Raw genomic sequence first — 18048 nt, 5'->3', positions numbered from 1 at the left:
GATGAAACATTCTATTTTTCGCCATCCCGATCCGCTGCCGCTGGGCATCAACAGCGGCTATGTGATGACCGTACTCGGTCCGCTGCCGGTGAGTGAGATGGGCGTGACGCTGATGCACGAACATATTCTGCTGGATGCCTCCGGCAAATGGGTGCCGCCCTGCTGCTGTGGCGATCGTCACCTGGCGGAAATGCCGGTCAGCATCGAAAACCTGGGCGAGCTGTCGCTTAACCCGCTGATCAGTCGCGATAACTGTCAGCTGTTTGATGTGGATTTGGCGATTGAAGAGCTGATGAAGTTTCGGGCACTGGGCGGCGAGACGGTGGTGGATCCCACCAATATCGGCATTGGCCGTGACCCGAAAGCGCTGCAGCGCATCGCGCGCCTGACCGGGCTGAACATCATTATGAGCACCGGGCTGTATCTGGAGCCATCTCATCCGGACTGGGTCAAAACGATCAGCATCGAAGCGCTCGCTGACAAGCTGATTTACGACCTGGGCGGCCGGGAAGAGAAACCCGAGGTGCTGGCCGGTTTGATCGGCGAAATCGGCGTCTCCAGCCGCTTTACTCCCAACGAGGAGAAATCCCTGCGGGCCGCGGGCCGCGCCAGTGCCGCGACACGGGTGCCGGTTGAGGTGCATCTGCCCGGCTGGGAGCGATTAGGCCATCGGGTGCTGGATATTCTGGAAGAAGAAGGCGCTGACCTGCGTCACGTGGTGCTGTGCCATATGAACCCCAGCTTTGCCGATAAGCGCTACCAGCGCGACCTGGCGCAGCGCGGCGCCTTTCTGGAATACGACATGATCGGCATGAGCTATTACTACGCCGATGAGTCCGCGCAGTCACCGTCTGATGAAGAGAATGCCCGCGCCATTCGCGAGCTGATCGATGACGGCTTTATCGAACAGATTTTGTTATCGCAGGACGTGTTCCTGAAAACCATGCTGACCCGCTACGGCGGTCACGGCTATGGCTACATCCTTAAACATTTTGTCCCGCGCCTGAAACGCCACGGCGTCAGCGGCGAACAACTTGAAACCTTACTGATTGCTAACCCACAGCGCGTTTTTGGTGGGTAAGGGAGAAGCGTAATGCAGAAGAAAATTTTACTGGTCGGGGAATCCTGGACCAGCACATCCGTTCACGTCAAAGGCTTCGATCAGTTTGCCACCGCGACCTGGCACAATGGCGCGACCGACTTTATGGCGGCGCTGGCCGACAGTGATTATGCCATTACCTACATGCCCGCCCATGCCGCCGCGACTGAGTTTCCGCTGACGCCTGCCGGGCTTCAGCAGTGGGACGCGATTATTCTGTCCGACATCGGCGCCAATACGTTGCTGCTGCACCCAGATACCTGGCTGAAGAGCCAGCGCACGGCAAACCGCCTGACGCTGATCCACGACTACGTGGCGGCGGGCGGCGCGCTGATGATGATTGGCGGCTACTTCAGTTTTCAGGGCATCAACGGCGGCGCGCGCTATCGCAACACGGCGGTCGAGAAGGTGTTGCCGGTGCGCTGCCTGGCCTGGGATGACCGCATCGAAACGCCCGAAGGGGCCTATCCCAGCGTGACCGAATCTCACGCGCTGTTTACCGATATGCCGGGCGACTGGCCATGGTTACTGGGCTATAACGAAGTGGAAATGCACCCGGAAGGTAAACTGCTGGCGACCATTGCCGGAACGTCACATCCGCTGCTGGCGGTGCGCGAATATCAGCAGGGCCGCTCGCTGGTCTGGACGAGTGATATGTCTGCCCACTGGCTGCCGCAGGAATTTGCTCAGTGGCCGGGTTATCGCCAGCTGTGGATCAACTGCCTGGACTGGTTAACGGTGCGCGGCTGATGAGCGAGAGCCAGACACTGGCGCAGCAGCTGTTGCGCTTTGACACCATTAATCCGCCGGGCAACGAAGCAGCCTGCATGCACTTTCTGGCGGACTGGCTGGCGGAACGGGGCTTTGACGTCACCCTGTCCACCTTCGGCGAAAACCGCCTGAACCTGATGGCCAGCCTGCCTGGCAGCCAGCCCGGACCGCAGCTGGGATTTACCGGCCATCTGGATACGGTTCCGCTCGGCAATGCCGACTGGCAGCACGACCCGTTCGGTGAAATCGTCGGGGATAAACTGTATGGGCGCGGTTCGAGTGATATGAAGGCCGCCGTTGCAGCCTTTGCCGTCGCCTGCGTTACGCACCAGCAGGCGATTCGACAGGGTTCCGGCGTGGTGATGTTGATTACCGGCGGCGAAGAAACAGGCTGCGATGGTGCGCGGGCGCTGATCGACAGCGCTGACCTTCCCGAAGTGGGCGCGTTGATCGTCGGCGAGCCCACCGCCAACTATCCGGTTATCGGCCATAAAGGCGCACTCTGGCTGCGCTGTGAAACCCGGGGCAAAACGGCCCACGGCGCGATGCCGGAGCTGGGTATCAATGCCATTTATCTGGCGGCGGACGCGCTGGGCAAAATTCAGCATTTCTCACCCGGCGCGCCGCATCCGCTGATGAAGCAGCCGACCCTCAATGTCGGCCGCATCGTGGGCGGCCTGAACATTAACTCCGTGCCCGATCGCACGCAGTTTGACGTGGATATCCGCAGCGCCCCCAATCTGCAGCACGCCACCATTCGTCAGCAGCTCACGACGTTACTGGGCGACAGCGTAACGGTGACCACGCTGGTGGATCTGCCCGCGGTGCTGAGCGAAGACAATCAGGCCTGGATTCAGTCGGTTTATCAGCACTGCCAGCCGTTACATGATGCCCCGCTGACACCGCGCATTGTGCCCTACTTCACCGATGCGTCCTTGCTGCTGCCCGCGCTGGGCAATCCGCCCTGTATTATCCTCGGCCCCGGCGAGCCGTCGATGGCGCACCAGACCGATGAATACTGTCTGCTGAGCCGGTTAGCGGAAGCGGAGGTGCTGTATGGTGCGTTGATTCACGACTGGATGACGTGATGAAGAGATGATGCATGCGCGGAGCGGCGTCAGCCCCGCTTTCCTGAGGCTTAATCTTTTCCTGCACGGCGGTTTTTTTTCACTTCAAACCTTTCCGCCTTTACGCTGCGCCGACACGGCCTGATATCGACGTAAAAGCGATCAGGGATTTCCCCTCTATAATGATTGCGGTGTTTCAGGCCAGAGAGAACATGATGAGACGGCGAGCATGCGTGATAAAGCGTTATGTGTCTGCGTATCCCGATCCCCTTTTCGTGGAGGCAGGCGACGTTGCGGTGGTCAGCCACTGTGATCTGGCATGGCGAGGCTGGCTGTGGATAATTTTGCCCGGTGGAAAAGCAGGCTGGGCACCTCAGCAATACTTTTCGCTACGTAGTCCAAATCAGGTTATCTGTCGGCAAACCTACAGTGCGCAGGAACTGACGGTCAGTCCCGGTGAGCAGGTGAGCGTAACGACATCGCTGAACGACTGGTACTGGGCTGAACGCGCATCGGGCGAGTGCGGCTGGGTGCCTGGGGAATGCATCAGGCTGTTGGATGACTGACCGATGCGTAGTAGCTGCAAACAAAAAGGCCGCCCGAAAGGCGGCCTTTTTCACGGCAGACGCTTAACGCCGTTTCACCAGCATAAACAGACTGATGGCAAAGAAGACGAAGCTTGGCAGTATCGCGCCGAAAATCGGCGGCAGGCCGTAGACCAGGCTGAGCGGGCCGAAAATCTGGTCCAGCACATAGAACAGAAAGCCGAAGCTGATGCCGGTCACCACGCGAACGCCCATTGAAACGCTGCGCAGGGGGCCGAAGATAAACGACAGCGCCATCAGCATCATCACCGCAACCGACAGCGGCTGGAAGATCTTGCTCCACATGTTCAGGCGGTAACGACCGGATTCCTGGCCGCTCTGCTTCAGGTATTTACTGTAATCGTAAAGGCCGGTAATCGAGAGCGCATCCGGATCCAGCGCCACCACGCCCAGCTTGTCAGGCGTCAGGTTTGTTTTCCACTCGCCGCCCAGGCTTTGTGAGCCGGTAATTTGTTTGGGATCGGTGAGGTTCGATTCATCCACCTGCGACAGCACCCACAGCTTTTTGTCTTTATCCCATTTGGCCGAGGCCGCGTAGCGAACATTCTCTAAGCGGCGCGCGTCGTTGAAGTTATAAATACTGACGCCATCGATCTCATCGTCGCCTTTAATGCGCTCAATGTAGATAAAGCTGTTGCCGTCTTTTGCCCACAGACCGTTTTGTGTTGAAACCAGCGCGCCGCCGTAGAGCTGCTGCGCGCGGAAATTACGCGCCATCTGCTCGCCCTGCGGGGCAACGAACTCGCCGATAGCCATGGTCAACAGGACCAGCGGAATCGCCGTTTTCATCACCGACAGCGCCACCTGCATGCGGGTAAAACCCGCCGCCTGCATCACGACCAGCTCACTGCGCTGCGCAAGCGTTCCCAGTCCCAGTAATGCGCCTAACAGGGCGGCCATCGGGAAGAAGATTTCGATATCTTTTGGCACGCTCAGCAAGGTGTAGTAGCCCGCATCCAGCGCGCTGTATGCACCCTGACCGGTCTTACGCAACTGATCGACGAACTTGATGATGCCGGACAGCGAGACCAGCATAAACAGCGTGAGCAGAATGGTATTAAAGATGGTTTTACCAATGTAGCGATCAAGAACGCGAAACATCAGATCGATCCTCCGCGTGAAAAGCGCGCGCGAATCCGGCGCGCAGGCACCGTATCCCACAGGTTGAGCACAATCGCTAACGCCAGGTAGCTGAGGTTAACCACCCACATCCAGATGGCCGGATCCAGGCGGCCTTTGGCTCCACTTGAACGCAACGAACTCTGCAGCAGGAAGAAAATCAGGTACAGCAGCATGGCGGGCAGCATGGACAGTACGCGCCCCTGACGTGGATTGACCACGCTGAGTGGTACCACCATCAGGGCCATCACCAGCACAGAGAACACCAGCGTCAGACGCCAGTGAAACTCGGCCTTAAATTCCGGCGTGTTGTTGGCGTAGAGCGTGCTCAGGGGAGCCTGATCCACATCGTTAGGATCCAGCGTCGCCTGCTTATAGCCTATATAGGCCTGGTAGTTGGTGAAATCCGTAATGCGGAAATCACGTAACAACGCTGTGCCCTCAAAGCGAGTACCTTTATCCAGGGTGACGATCTGCGAACCGTCTTTTTCCTGTTGCATATGGCCGCTGTCGGCCAGAACGACGGATGGGCGGGCATTGCCTTTTGGCCGTAGCTGCGCCAGGAAGACATGGCCGAAATGGTTGCCTTTTACGTCTTCCACGAACAGCACATTATTGCCGTCGCTGGAGGTCTGGAACTGCCCGGCCGCCATGGCCGCTGCGCCGGGGTTGGCCTTGGCGTTTTGCGTAACCTGATCCTGATAACGTGACGACCAGGGGCCGAGCCAGATGACGTTAATCGCGGCCACAATCGACGTGAACAGCATCAGAATCATCGCCGCTTTGACCAGCACCGCTTTGCTCAGCCCGCAGGCGTGCATCACGGTGATTTCACTTTCCGTATACAGCCTTCCCAGCGTCATTAAAATCGCCAGAAACAGGCTAAGGGGCAGAATAAGTTGCGCCATTTCAGGCACACCGAGTCCTAACAGCGTCAGAACAAGGTTTGTCGGCACTTCGCCATCCACCGCAGCCCCTAAAATCCTGACCAACTTCTGGCAGAAGAAGATCAACAACAGGATAAACAGGATAGCCAGCTGGCTTTTGAGCGTTTCCCGAACCAGATATCTAATAATGATCACGCTTAATACGCCTGTGAAAACTTGTCTTTTTGCAGGAAAATCGCTAATTTCAACGCTTATTAGCCATTTTTCTTCATAAATGGCCGAAGCCAGCGCTAAAAATGTATACGAATTGCATGTGGGTGGTGAAAAAACAACACGTTGTCACCCTGATTCATTACGACCGTCGACAGCATGCTAGCATGTTGCACCGATTAATAAATGAGTCATGAATGCGCTACATTCTAGCGGCAGCTACGGCTGTTGTCTTTAAGATTCAGGAGAGTGCATGGAGTTCAGTGTAAAAAGCGGTAGTCCGGAAAAACAGCGCAGTGCATGCATTGTAGTTGGTGTTTTCGAACCGCGCCGTCTGTCACCGATTGCCGAGCAGCTGGATAAAATCAGCGATGGCTATATCAGCGCCCTGCTGCGCCGCGGTGAGCTGGAAGGTAAAGTGGGTCAGACGCTGCTGCTGCATCATGTGCCGAATATCCTGTCAGAACGTATTTTGCTGATTGGCTGCGGCAAGGAGCGCGAGCTGGATGAGCGTCAGTACAAGCAGGTGATTCAGAAAACCATCAATACGCTGAATGACACCGGCTCGATGGAAGCCGTGTGCTTCCTGACCGAACTGCACGTCAAAGGGCGCAACACCTACTGGAAAGTGCGTCAGGCTGTCGAAACCTCTAAAGAGGCGCTGTATAACTTCGACCAGTTGAAGAGCAACAAAGCCGAACCGCGCCGTCCTTTGCGCAAGCTGGTGTTTAACGTGCCGACCCGCCGTGAGTTAACCAGCGGAGAACGGGCGATTCAGCACGGCCTGGCCGTTGCGGCGGGCGTGAAAGCGGCCAAAGATCTGGGCAACATGCCGCCAAATATCTGTAATCCGGCTTACCTGGCTTCTCAGGCGCGTCAGCTGGCGGATGCCTACAGTAAACACATCTCAACCCGCGTGATTGGCGAGCAGCAGATGAAAGAGCTGGGCATGAACGCCTATCTTGCCGTCGGGGCCGGTTCGCACAATGAATCCCTGATGTCGGTGATTGAGTACAAAGGCAACCCGGATACCGATGCACGCCCCATCGTGCTGGTCGGTAAAGGGCTGACCTTCGACTCCGGCGGTATTTCTATTAAGCCTGCGGACAGCATGGATGAAATGAAGTACGACATGTGCGGTGCGGCATCCGTTTATGGCGTGATGCGCATGGTCGCCGAGCTGAACCTGCCGCTGAACGTCGTGGGCGTACTGGTCGGCTGTGAAAACATGCCGGACGGCAAATCCATGCGCCCGGGCGATGTGCTGACCACCATGTCTGGCCAGACCGTTGAAGTGCTGAATACCGATGCCGAAGGTCGCCTTGTGCTGTGCGATGCCCTGACCTACGTCGAGCGTTTTGATCCGGAAGTGGTCATCGACGTGGCGACGCTGACCGGCGCCTGCGTGATCGCGCTGGGCCATCACGTCAGCGGCCTGCTGTCGAACCACAACCCGCTGGCCCATGAGCTAATCAGCGCGTCAGAACAGTCGGGCGACCGCGCCTGGCGCCTGCCGATGGCCGATGAGTACCAGGAACAGCTGGAATCCAATTTTGCCGATATGGCCAACATCGGTGGCCGTCCGGGCGGCGCGATTACCGCCGCTTGCTTCCTGGCGCGTTTTGCGCGCAAATATAACTGGGCGCACCTGGACATCGCCGGCACCGCGTGGCGCTCCGGCAAGGCCAAAGGGGCGACCGGCCGCCCGGTGCCGATGCTGTCACAGTTCCTGCTGAACCGTGCAGGTCTGAACGGCGACGACTAAACGCCCGGGCAACCGAACCAACCGGGGTGGACGCCATGTCGCCCCGCTTTTCTTTTAGCAGGCAATTCGATGAAAAACGCAACCTTCTACGTGCTGGAAACCGATGCATCCCGCGACGGCTTAACCGCTGTGGAAGCGCTGGTGTGCGATCTGGCGGAAACACGCTGGCGGGCCGGTAAGCGAGTGCTCATCGCCTGTGAAGATGAGCAGCAAGCCATTCGGCTGGATGAGGCGCTCTGGCAGCGCCCTGCCAATGCCTTTGTGCCACATAACCTGGCTGGCGAAGGCCCGCGCTACGGCGCACCGGTCGAGCTGGCCTGGCCGCAGCGTCGGGGCAATTCACCGCGCGACCTGCTGATCAGCCTGCTGCCGCAGTTTGCAGATTTTGCTACTGCTTTCCATGAAGTGATAGACTTCGTTCCTTATGAAGAATCGCTCAAACAGTTAGCGCGCGATCGCTATAAAGCCTATCGCAGCGTTGGCTTCCAATTGAATACGGCAACGCCACCACAGCCGCAAACGACATAGCAGAAATGGATAAGACATATAACCCGCAAGATATCGAGCAGCCGCTTTACGAGCACTGGGAAAAGCAGGGCTACTTCAAACCGAATGGCGACACCAGCCAGGAAAGCTTTTGCATCATGATCCCGCCGCCGAACGTCACCGGTAGCTTGCACATGGGTCACGCCTTCCAGCAAACCATCATGGATACCATGATTCGCTACCAGCGCATGCAGGGCAAAAATACCCTGTGGCAGGCCGGTACCGACCATGCGGGCATCGCCACGCAGATGGTGGTTGAGCGTAAGATCGCCGCAGAAGAAGGCAAAACCCGTCAGGATTACGGTCGTGATGCCTTTATCGACAAAATCTGGCAGTGGAAAGCCGAATCCGGCGGCACCATTACCCGCCAGATGCGCCGCCTGGGCAACTCTGTGGACTGGGAGCGTGAACGCTTCACCATGGATGAAGGCCTGTCCAATGCCGTAAAAGAAGTGTTTGTGCGCCTGTACAAAGAGAACCTGATTTACCGCGGCAAGCGCCTGGTGAACTGGGATCCGAAACTGCGCACCGCGATCTCTGACCTGGAAGTGGAAAACCGTGAGAGCAAAGGCTCCATGTGGCACATCCGCTATCCGCTGGCCAACGGCGCCAAAACCGCCGACGGGAAAGATTATCTGGTTGTCGCCACCACGCGTCCGGAAACGCTGCTGGGCGATACCGGCGTGGCCGTGAACCCGGACGATCCGCGTTATAAAGATCTGATCGGCAAGTTTGTCATGCTGCCGCTGGTTGATCGCCTGATCCCAATCGTGGGTGACGAGCACGCAGATATGGAAAAAGGCACCGGCTGCGTGAAAATCACCCCGGCGCACGACTTCAACGACTATGAAGTGGGCCGTCGTCATAAGCTGCCGATGATCAACATCCTGACCTTTGACGGGGATATCCGTGAAAGCGCGCAGGTTTACGATACCAACGGCGAAGCCAGCACCGTCTACAGTGACGCGATCCCGGCTGCGTTCCAGAAGATGGAACGTTTTGCGGCGCGTAAAGCCATCGTGGCTGCGGTGGACGAACTGGGCCTGCTGGAAGAGATCAAACCACACGATCTGACCGTTCCTTACGGCGACCGCGGCGGTGTGGTCATCGAGCCGATGCTGACCGACCAGTGGTACGTCCGCACGGCACCGCTGGCAAAAGTAGCCGTTGAAGCCGTTGAGAACGGCGATATTCAGTTTGTACCAAAACAGTACGAGAACATGTACTTCTCCTGGATGCGTGACATTCAGGACTGGTGTATTTCCCGTCAGCTGTGGTGGGGTCACCGCATTCCGGCCTGGTACGATAACGACGGCAACGTTTACGTTGGTCGCACCGAAGACGAAGTGCGTAGCGAAAACAACATGGCCGCCGATGTGGCGCTGCGCCAGGACGACGACGTACTGGATACCTGGTTCTCTTCAGGTCTGTGGACGTTCTCAACGCTGGGCTGGCCGGAAAACACCGAGGCCCTGCGGACCTTCCACCCGACCAGCGTGCTGGTCAGTGGCTTTGACATTATCTTCTTCTGGATTGCCCGCATGATCATGCTGACCATGCACTTCATCAAAGATGAAAACGGCAAACCGCAGGTGCCGTTTAAAACCGTCTATATGACCGGTTTGATCCGCGATGAAGAAGGCCAGAAGATGTCCAAATCCAAGGGCAACGTGATTGACCCGCTGGATATGGTTGACGGCATTTCGCTGGAAGATCTGCTGGAAAAACGCACCGGTAACATGATGCAGCCGCAGCTGGCCGAGAAAATCCGTAAGCGCACCGAGAAACAGTTCCCGAACGGTATTGAGCCATCCGGTACCGATGCGCTGCGCTTTACGCTGGCCGCGCTGGCATCAACCGGTCGTGATATCAACTGGGACATGAAGCGCCTGGAAGGTTATCGCAACTTCTGTAATAAGCTGTGGAACGCCAGCCGCTTTGTGCTGATGAACACCGAAGATCAGGATTGTGGTCAGAATGGTGGCGAGATGACGCTGTCGCTGGCCGATCGCTGGATTCTGACCGAGTTCAACCATACGGTGAAAGCCTACCGTGAAGCCCTGGACAGCTATCGCTTCGATATCGCCGCCAACATTCTGTATGACTTCACCTGGAACCAGTTCTGTGACTGGTACCTGGAGCTGACCAAGCCGGTGATGAACAGCGGCAGCGAAGCAGAACTGCGCGGTACGCGCCATACGCTGGTTTATGTACTGGAAGCGCTGCTGCGCCTGGCGCACCCGATCATTCCGTTCATCACGGAAACCATCTGGCAGCGCGTGAAAGGCCTGAAAAATATCAGCGATGACACCATCATGCTGCAGCCGTTCCCGCAGTTTGATGCGGCGAAAGAAGATGCCGACGCCAAAGCCGACATTGAGTGGATGAAGCAGGCGATCATCGCGGTGCGTAACATCCGTGCGGAGATGAACATCGCGCCGAGCAAGCTGCTGGATGTGCTGCTGCGTGACTGCTCGCCGGCGGCCCAGCGCCGCGTTGAGGCCAACCGTAACTTCCTGTCGCGCCTGGCGCGTCTGGAAAGCCTGACCATTCTGCCTGCGGGCGAGAAAGGGCCGGTTTCGGTGACCAAAATTGTTGAAGGCGCCGAGCTCCTGATCCCGATGGCGGATCTGGTGGATAAAGCCGCCGAGCTGGAACGTCTGGCGAAAGAGCTGGTGAAACTCGATGTTGAAATCGAGAAGATTCAGACCAAGCTGGCCAACGAAGGCTTTGTGTCCCGTGCCCCGGAAGCGGTCGTCGCCAAAGAGCGTGAACGCGTTGCCGACATGGAACAGTCCAAAGCAAAACTGATTGAACAGCAGGCGGTGATTGCGGCATTGTAATGCGTCGTAGTCCGATAGCTTGAACCTGAAGCCGGGCTTTGCCCGGCTTTTTTATTGCGCTGACTTTGTACCGGAATCCTGATGAGAACCACTGCCGATATTCAGCTGCGGCCCATTACTGCCGCCGACAATCTCCATATCGCCCGGGTCATCCGCGACGTCTCTGCGGAATTTGGCCTGACGGCGGATAAAGGCTACACCGTTGCCGATCCTAATCTGGATCAGCTGTTTGAGCTGTACAGCGCTGAACACAGCGCTTACTGGGTGGTGGAACATCAGGGGAAGGTGATGGGCGGCGGCGGCATTGCCCCGCTCGCCTGCAGCGCGCCGGATATCTGTGAACTGCAAAAGATGTATTTCCTGCCCGCTATCCGCGGCTTCGGCGTGGCGCGCGAACTGGCGCTGTTAGCCATGGATCATGCGCGCCAGCGGGGCTTTCGCCGTTGCTATCTGGAAACCACCGGCAGCCTGACGCGCGCCATTAAGCTTTATGAATCGCTGGGCTTTGCGCGCATCGACCATGCGCTGGGCTGCACCGGCCATGGCGACTGCGAGTTCAGGATGCTGAAAACGCTGTAACGCCGTCAAAAAGCCGGGACGCCGCTGTGAAAGCGCAGCTCCGTGTCCGGCTCACTAATCAGCCTGGCCTCCGCTTCACCAATCGCCCGTACGCGCGCCGTAATGTCTTTGGGTGATATCTGTGCCGCCAGCGCCAGGTAATCCTGGTAATGGCGGGCTTCAGAACGCAGCAGCGAGATATAAAACTTCTCGAGTTCACTGTCCAGGAAAGGCGCCAGGCTGGCAAACCGTTCGCAGGAGCGCGCTTCGATATAGGCACCGCAAATCAGCTTATCCACCAGCGTATCGGGTTCGTGCGTGGTCACTTCGCGTAGTAGCCCTTTGGCGTAACGACTTGAGGTGATTTTCTCGTACACCAGGCCGCGCGACTGCATAATTTCCCACACCTGGTAAAAGTGATGCAGCTCTTCTTTAATCAGCAGCACCATTTTCTCTACCAGATCGTCCGCCCACGGCAGCGCATTGCGTACGATGATCGTTTTAGTCAGATTTTTATGGGCGTTGATAAAATCACTGTCGCCGTCTTCGCGAAAGATAAAATTCTCGTAAGGCCGCAGCCACGCCAGAATCCGGTCTCCACTTGGCTTGTCGGCGACATATTTGCGAATCAGCCAGACGGCGGTCTGTGCGGCTTTCAGTTCACACACCAGATGGTCGGTCAGGAGCAGTGTGAGATTTTCAGGTTTGCGCGCTTCATCAATCCAGGCCTGCGGCGTGCGGCAGTGTAAAAATTGCTGTATCGGTTCAAGTAAGGGTGCGTAATTCATGAATGTCAGACAGGGCCGGAAAACAGAAAAGGCGGAGCAGACTCCGCCCTCGTCAGATTAGTGGCGAATGCCGTTATCGTCTTCGTCGATGACATCGCCATCGTCTTCATCGTCATCCTGGGCATTCGGATCTTCAAAGTAGGTGCCCCAGCCGTCGTAGTCGACGTTATATTTTGCCACCAGATTCACCAGCTGCTCTACCTGCGCGTCGATCAGCTCCGCTTTCAACGCGCCTTCGCTGAGAATGTCCACGCACATGACGGTGGTGCCGTCTTCCAGCTCCAGCTCTTCCGGCTCGGTGACTTCATAGCCCAGCTTAAACGCGTCCACCGCCGCTTTTTCCAGCGAGTCAAAGTTGTTACAGGAGAGATGGTGCTCAATGGTATAGAGCGCATCGGGATCGCTGCCATCCTCTAACAGTTCTTCGATGATCAGCCGCGTCTCTTCACGCTGCTCTTCCAACAATGCTTCAAATGCCATGGCGATATCCTCTCTGAGTTCGGCAATAAGTCATTATTTTCCCATACTGCCTGTCGCGCCACTACACAAAACAGAAAAGATTATTCTCGCCAGGGTTGAAAATGCATATTCATACGGTTAAATTGAATTTTAATTCATTACGAAACCCGTACCGGAGTGCTGTATGAGTCAGTTGTATCACCGTCATTTTCTCAGGCTGCTGGATTTTACCCCGGCCGAGATCGATTACCTGCTTGCCCTGTCTGCCGAATTAAAACACGCCAAAAAAACCGCCAGCGAAACCCAATACCTGAAAGGCAAAAACATCGCGCTCATCTTCGAAAAAGACTCGACCCGTACCCGATGCTCTTTCGAAGTTGCCGCCTACGATCAGGGAGCTAACGTCACGTATCTTGGCCCGAGCGGCAGCCAGATCGGCCATAAAGAGTCGATGAAAGACACCGCGCGCGTGCTGGGCCGCATGTACGACGGCATTCAGTATCGGGGTTACGGTCAGGCACTGGTGGAAACGCTGGCCGAGCACGCGGGCGTGCCGGTCTGGAACGGCCTGACCACCGAGTTTCACCCCACCCAGTTGCTGGCTGACCTGCTGACCATGCAGGAGCATCTGCCCGCTACACCGCTGAATAAGATGACGCTGGTATACGTTGGCGATGCCCGCAATAACATGGGCAACAGCATGCTGGAAGCCGCCGCGCTGGTCGGGCTGGATCTGCGCATGGTTGCGCCGCAAAGCTGCTGGCCGGAAGCCGGGCTGGTCGCAGAATGCCGTCAGGTCGCCGAAAAGACCGGCGGTAAAATCACCCTGACGGCGGATATTGCCGAGGGCGTAAAAGGTGCCGATTTTATCTATACCGACGTCTGGGTTTCCATGGGCGAAGCCAAAGCGGTGTGGGAAGAACGGATTGCCCTGCTGCGCGACTATCAGGTGAACCGCGCGATGCTGGCGCTGACCGGCAATCCGGCGGTGAAATTCCTGCACTGCTTACCGGCTTTCCATGACGATCAGACCACGCTGGGCCGCCAGATGGCAGAACAGTATGGCCTTAAAGACGGCATGGAAGTCAGCAATGAGGTCTTTGAGTCGGCACACAGCATCGTGTTTGACCAGGCTGAAAACCGGATGCACACCATCAAAGCGGTAATGGTCGCCACGCTGGGACAGCGCTAATCAGACAGACGCAAACGGTTACCTGTTACGCGATTTTTCCTTGATGCCAACCCGCGATGGCGTATAATGCGCCACAATTTGCCGGAGGAAACATGCAACAGCATCGTGGACAATGTGACGCGCTATCTCGCCTGACCGCAGGCGGCACCGCTGTTTCTTTCCGTCATCGAACCGATCTCAAAAAAGCCCCTTTCTAAGGGGCTTTTTTTTGTCCGCAATCCGGCCGCGCAGAGGAGAGAGCTATGGCTAACCCGCTATATCGCAAGCACATCATTTCAATTAACGATCTCAGCCGCGACGAGCTGGAGCTGGTGCTGCATACCGCCGCCCGGCTCAAAGCCAACCCTCAGCCGGAACTGCTGAAACACAACGTGATCGCCAGTTGCTTCTTTGAAGCCTCCACCCGCACCCGGCTGTCGTTTGAAACCGCCATTCATCGCCTGGGTGCCTCCGCCGTTGGCTTTGCCGATGGCAGTAACACCTCGCTGGGCAAGAAGGGGGAAACCCTGGCGGATACCATTTCCGTCATCAGTACCTATGTGGACGCAATTGTGATGCGTCATCCGCAGGAAGGGGCAGCCCGACTGGCCACGGAGTTCTCCAACGGCATTCCCATTCTGAACGCGGGCGACGGCGCGAATCAGCACCCAACACAAACGCTGCTGGACCTGTTTACTCTCCACGAAACCCAGGGTCGTCTCAGCAATCTGAACGTGGCCATGGTGGGCGATCTCAAATATGGCCGTACCGTTCACTCGCTGACCCAGGCGCTGGCCAAGTTCGACGGCAACCGCTTCTTCTTTATCGCGCCGGATGCGCTGGCAATGCCTGCCTATATCACCGATATGCTGGACGAGCAGAATATTGCCTGGTCGCGCCATGACAGCTTTGAAGAGGTGATGCCTGAGCTGGATATTCTCTATATGACCCGCGTGCAAAAAGAGCGTCTCGATCCCTCAGAATATGCCAACGTCAAAGCCCAGTTTATTTTACGGGCAGCCGATCTGGTCGGGGCCCGCGATAACATGAAAGTGCTGCATCCGCTGCCCCGTATTGATGAAATTACCCCTGACGTGGACACCACGCCGTACGCCTGGTATTTCCAGCAGGCAGGTAACGGTATTTATGCGCGCCAGGCCCTGCTGGCGCTGGTACTGAACAGCGACATCGCCCTGTAAGGAGTGAACAATGAGCCACGATAACAAACTGCAGGTCGAAGCCATCAAAAACGGCACGGTTATCGATCATATTCCGGCGCAGGTGGGCTTTAAGCTCCTGTCGCTGTTTCGCCTGACCGAAACTGACCAGCGCATCACTATTGGTCTGAACCTGCCGTCAGGTGAAATGGGCCGTAAGGACCTGATCAAGATCGAAAACACCTACCTGACTGACGATCAGATCAATCAGCTGGCGTTCTATGCACCGCATGCGACGGTCAATCGCATCGACGACTATGAAGTGGTGGCCAAGATCGCCCCGACGCTGCCGGATCACATCGATCGGGTGCTTACCTGCCCGAACAGCAACTGCATCAGCCGCAGCGAGCCGGTGTTCTCCAGCTTCGCCGTCAAGCACCGCGCCGATGAGGTGCACCTGAAGTGCAAATACTGTGAGAAAGAGTTCGCCCGCCATGTCGTGCTGGGCCACTTTTAATCGTCCCGGGCGCGCCTATAATGGAACGCGTTCTGTTGCGGGCGGCATCGTTGCTGCCCCGGCCTTACTTTAAGGAGAAATGATGTCTCGTGAAATCAGTACGGAAAAAGCCCCTGCGGCCATTGGCCCTTACGTACAGGGCGTTGATCTCGGCAACATGATCATCACCTCGGGCCAGATTCCCGTGAACCCGGCCACCGGTGAGGTCGCCGATGATGTGTCTGCGCAGGCACGTCAGTCGCTGGAAAACGTGAAGGCAATCGTGGAAGCGGCGGGACTGACGGTAGGCGATATCGTTAAAACCACCGTGTTCGTGAAAGATCTGAATGACTTTGCGACCGTAAACGCCACCTACGAAGCGTTCTTTACTGAGCACAAGGCAAACTTCCCGGCGCGCTCGTGCGTGGAAGTCGCCCGTCTGCCAAAAGATGTGAAGATTGAAATCGAAGCGATTGCACTGCGTCGCTGATAAAACGCGTGCGCACCGGGTGCGCACGCGGCTTTCGGTCTGCCATTAAGCCTGGAATTTGCCCTGCTTACCGCCGACCGTTCACGGTGTGATCAACCTTAAAAGCTTTGCCAGTTATCCTGTCCGCCTGTCGCCAGAGCCATCACGGGTTTGGGCGCAACAACGGTTGTGGGTTGACGCTGAGGCGTCACATCAGCCGCCTGCTGGCCCGCGAGCGTAAACCTGCGCACCAGCGCAGCCAGGCCGTCGGCCTGCTCCTGTAGTGAGAGCGATGCAGCCGAGGCTTCTTCCACCAGGGCCGCATTCTGCTGGGTCACGTCGTCCATCTGATTGACCGCCTGATGCACCTGCGCGATCCCCTGGCTCTGCTCTGTGGCCGCAGCGGCGATTTCGTTAACCAGATCGGTAACCTGACTGACCGCACCGCGCATCGTCTCCATATTCTGATTCACGTTATCCGCCTGCGACGTTCCCGATTCAATCAATGCATTCGACGACTGAATCAGCGTTTTGATTTCACGGGCGGCGGTGGTGGAACGCTGCGACAAATTGCGCACTTCCCCTGCCACGACCGCAAAGCCGCGCCCGTGTTCGCCGGCTCGCGCCGCTTCAACCGCCGCGTTCAGCGCCAGAATATTGGTCTGAAACGCAATGCCTTCAATCAGGGTGATAATGTCGCCCACCTTGCCCGCGCTGTCACGGATCGACGTCATGGTATCCAGCATGGTAGTGAGTGCCGCAGAGCTGGTTTCGGAGAGGTTACGCGTATTTTCGGCCAGATTGCTCGCCTGGCGCGTGTTGTCGGCGGTCTGTCTGACGGTTTCGCTGATTTGCGTCATGCTGGCAGCCGTTTGCTCCAGCGAGGCAGCCTGCTCTTCTGTACGGGCAGACAAATCCTCATTCCCTGCCGCAATCTGTGCCGACGCACTGCTGACGGACTGTGAGGCACTGCTGACCGCATGCATAGCGGACGAAATGCTTGTCATCAGACGATTATAAGAGCGTGCCATGATACCGACTTCATCACGGCGGCTGTCATCGGCCTTCAGGGAAAGATCAAGCGTATTGCTGGCGCGTTCCATCAGCCCGCCCATGGCATTCAGGCTGCGGCGGACGCGCATGATGGTCAGTATCGTCAGCATCCCCAGGCCAGTAATCGCCAGGGCAATACCGGCGGCCATGCCCCATTTGGTCAGCCGATAAATATGTTGGTTTTGCAGGCGTAACGCTTCACCCATTTTGCTGTTAAATTCAAACTGATCGCGGTAACTGTTTTTTAGCTGGGTGATGGCGCCGCCAATACCTTCATCATCACTTAACAGCGCCAGGCTGCGTTCATTCTGATGTGCCCGGGAAGCCGTGAGAAATGCCGGAAGATTTTGTTTAACGGCATCGATTAACCGGAATGACTTTTCTGTCATCACCCGATCGTCATCGTTGGTAATGTCGTTATCGAAATAATATTTCGTCAGTGTCGAAATCTCCTCAATGCGTTTTTGAATAACCGCTTCGAGACTGGCCAGCTTGCCGCTCTCATCCTCTGTCTGATGACGATATAACGCCACAGAGAGGCGATTACTTTCATCCACCAGCCGGTTTAATACCTTGAGCGAATCAATCGTGTTTACCTGCACATATTCAAATCTCGCCTGAAAACCGGCGAGAAGTGAAAGTGTTACGATCCCCAGAATAATTAATGAACCTGCTAAAAGCGAAAAAGCCAGAGAAAGTCTTTGCGTCATATTCATTAAACCGAGCTCCTTTCTTTCCTCCGAGCCTATTCCCGAAGGAAGCCAGAAATTAATCGGCAATAATAAATAAAAATTTATTTCAATTTTTTTAAACCTGAATTCGATTTCAAGTTTAAATTAATTATTCATTGCAAAAACTTATCGAAATTAAATAAAAGACCGGAAAAAAACAATAACAAAACAAACTATATTTTTTTGAATAATAAATTTTTGGTGATATGTCAAAAAAAAGGCGTAATACCCTCGGGGCCAGCATAAAGGAGAAA

General features: G+C 56.4%; 17 protein-coding genes. 12 read left to right on the top strand and 5 right to left on the bottom strand.

All coding sequences use genetic code 11. The features are described 5' to 3' along the window. The first annotated feature begins 1 nt into the window (after position 1). The 4 genes from C7434_RS12435 to C7434_RS12420 all read left to right on the top strand — a co-directional run bounded on the left by C7434_RS12435 (position 2) and on the right by C7434_RS12420 (position 3503). On the top strand, positions 2 to 1081 hold the full coding sequence (locus C7434_RS12435) for a phosphotriesterase-related protein (RefSeq protein ID WP_033739235.1): 1080 nt from the start codon (positions 2 to 4) through the stop codon (positions 1079 to 1081). Positions 1082 to 1093: 12 nt separating this feature from the next. After that, positions 1094 to 1849, top strand: a complete 756-nt coding sequence (locus tag C7434_RS12430; RefSeq protein ID WP_033739233.1) for a glutamine amidotransferase — start codon at positions 1094 to 1096, stop codon at positions 1847 to 1849. Further along, the gene (locus C7434_RS12425) at positions 1849 to 2958 is read left to right on the top strand and encodes a M20 family metallopeptidase (RefSeq protein WP_133745556.1); all 1110 of its coding nucleotides are present in this window, start codon (positions 1849 to 1851) and stop codon (positions 2956 to 2958) included. The genes C7434_RS12430 and C7434_RS12425 overlap by 1 nt, the downstream gene beginning before the upstream one ends. Before the next feature lie 212 nt (positions 2959 to 3170). Next, positions 3171 to 3503 (top strand): SH3 domain-containing protein, encoded by a 333-nt coding sequence (locus C7434_RS12420; RefSeq protein ID WP_243835878.1) that lies wholly within the window; start codon positions 3171 to 3173, stop codon positions 3501 to 3503. 63 nt (positions 3504 to 3566) lie between these two features. On the opposite strand, the gene lptG is transcribed toward C7434_RS12420, so the two are convergent. Next, a complete protein-coding gene (gene lptG / locus C7434_RS12415) occupies positions 3567 to 4643 on the bottom strand; it encodes an LPS export ABC transporter permease LptG (protein WP_033739231.1) in 1077 nt (358 codons plus the stop codon). Continuing rightward, positions 4643 to 5743 (bottom strand): LPS export ABC transporter permease LptF, encoded by a 1101-nt coding sequence (gene lptF / locus C7434_RS12410; RefSeq protein WP_033739230.1) that lies wholly within the window; start codon positions 5741 to 5743, stop codon positions 4643 to 4645. Before lptF ends, lptG begins: the two co-directional genes overlap by 1 nt. 268 nt (positions 5744 to 6011) lie before the next feature. On the opposite strand from lptF, the gene pepA reads away from it, so the two are divergent. From pepA to C7434_RS12390, 4 genes are all read left to right on the top strand, one after another. Then, the gene (gene pepA / locus C7434_RS12405) at positions 6012 to 7523 is read left to right on the top strand and encodes a leucyl aminopeptidase (RefSeq protein ID WP_033739229.1); all 1512 of its coding nucleotides are present in this window, start codon (positions 6012 to 6014) and stop codon (positions 7521 to 7523) included. 69 nt (positions 7524 to 7592) lie between these two features. After that, the gene (locus C7434_RS12400; protein ID WP_033739228.1) at positions 7593 to 8051 is read left to right on the top strand and encodes a DNA polymerase III subunit chi; all 459 of its coding nucleotides are present in this window, start codon (positions 7593 to 7595) and stop codon (positions 8049 to 8051) included. 5 nt (positions 8052 to 8056) lie between these two features. Continuing rightward, positions 8057 to 10912, top strand: a complete 2856-nt coding sequence (locus C7434_RS12395; protein ID WP_133745504.1) for a valine--tRNA ligase — start codon at positions 8057 to 8059, stop codon at positions 10910 to 10912. An 81-nt stretch (positions 10913 to 10993) separates the two neighbouring features. Next, positions 10994 to 11491 carry a GNAT family N-acetyltransferase gene (locus C7434_RS12390; RefSeq protein ID WP_050504827.1) on the top strand — a complete coding sequence of 166 codons (498 nt, stop codon included), beginning with the start codon at positions 10994 to 10996 and terminating at the stop codon, positions 11489 to 11491. A 5-nt stretch (positions 11492 to 11496) separates the two neighbouring features. On the opposite strand, the gene miaE is transcribed toward C7434_RS12390, so the two are convergent. Both miaE and rraB read right to left on the bottom strand, forming a co-directional pair. Further along, positions 11497 to 12258 carry a tRNA isopentenyl-2-thiomethyl-A-37 hydroxylase MiaE gene (miaE, locus tag C7434_RS12385; protein ID WP_033739224.1) on the bottom strand — a complete coding sequence of 254 codons (762 nt, stop codon included), beginning with the start codon at positions 12256 to 12258 and terminating at the stop codon, positions 11497 to 11499. 57 nt (positions 12259 to 12315) lie between these two features. Next, positions 12316 to 12738, bottom strand: a complete 423-nt coding sequence (rraB, locus tag C7434_RS12380; protein ID WP_006121795.1) for a ribonuclease E inhibitor RraB — start codon at positions 12736 to 12738, stop codon at positions 12316 to 12318. Between the two features lie 163 nt (positions 12739 to 12901). On the opposite strand from rraB, the gene argF reads away from it, so the two are divergent. From argF to ridA, 4 genes are all read left to right on the top strand, one after another. After that, positions 12902 to 13909 carry an ornithine carbamoyltransferase gene (gene argF, locus C7434_RS12375; protein ID WP_006121794.1) on the top strand — a complete coding sequence of 336 codons (1008 nt, stop codon included), beginning with the start codon at positions 12902 to 12904 and terminating at the stop codon, positions 13907 to 13909. Positions 13910 to 14151: 242 nt separating this feature from the next. After that, entirely contained in the window at positions 14152 to 15087 is a 936-nt protein-coding gene (gene pyrB, locus C7434_RS12370) for an aspartate carbamoyltransferase (RefSeq protein WP_039338874.1), read from the top strand. 10 nt (positions 15088 to 15097) lie between these two features. Next, a complete protein-coding gene (gene pyrI / locus C7434_RS12365; RefSeq protein ID WP_054634587.1) occupies positions 15098 to 15562 on the top strand; it encodes an aspartate carbamoyltransferase regulatory subunit in 465 nt (154 codons plus the stop codon). Between the two features lie 82 nt (positions 15563 to 15644). Beyond that, positions 15645 to 16031 (top strand): 2-iminobutanoate/2-iminopropanoate deaminase, encoded by a 387-nt coding sequence (gene ridA / locus C7434_RS12360; protein ID WP_006121790.1) that lies wholly within the window; start codon positions 15645 to 15647, stop codon positions 16029 to 16031. Between the two features lie 98 nt (positions 16032 to 16129). Here ridA and C7434_RS12355 read toward each other — a convergent pair whose 3' ends face one another. Next, positions 16130 to 17779 carry a methyl-accepting chemotaxis protein gene (locus C7434_RS12355; protein ID WP_133745503.1) on the bottom strand — a complete coding sequence of 550 codons (1650 nt, stop codon included), beginning with the start codon at positions 17777 to 17779 and terminating at the stop codon, positions 16130 to 16132. Positions 17780 to 18048 lie beyond the last annotated feature (269 nt).

Source organism: Pantoea sp. PNA 14-12 (assembly GCF_004364735.1).
Classification (GTDB): Bacteria; Pseudomonadota; Gammaproteobacteria; order Enterobacterales; family Enterobacteriaceae; genus Pantoea; species Pantoea stewartii.
Note: the sequence above shows the minus strand (reverse complement) of the source record. Positions and strands in the feature narration are given on the sequence as shown.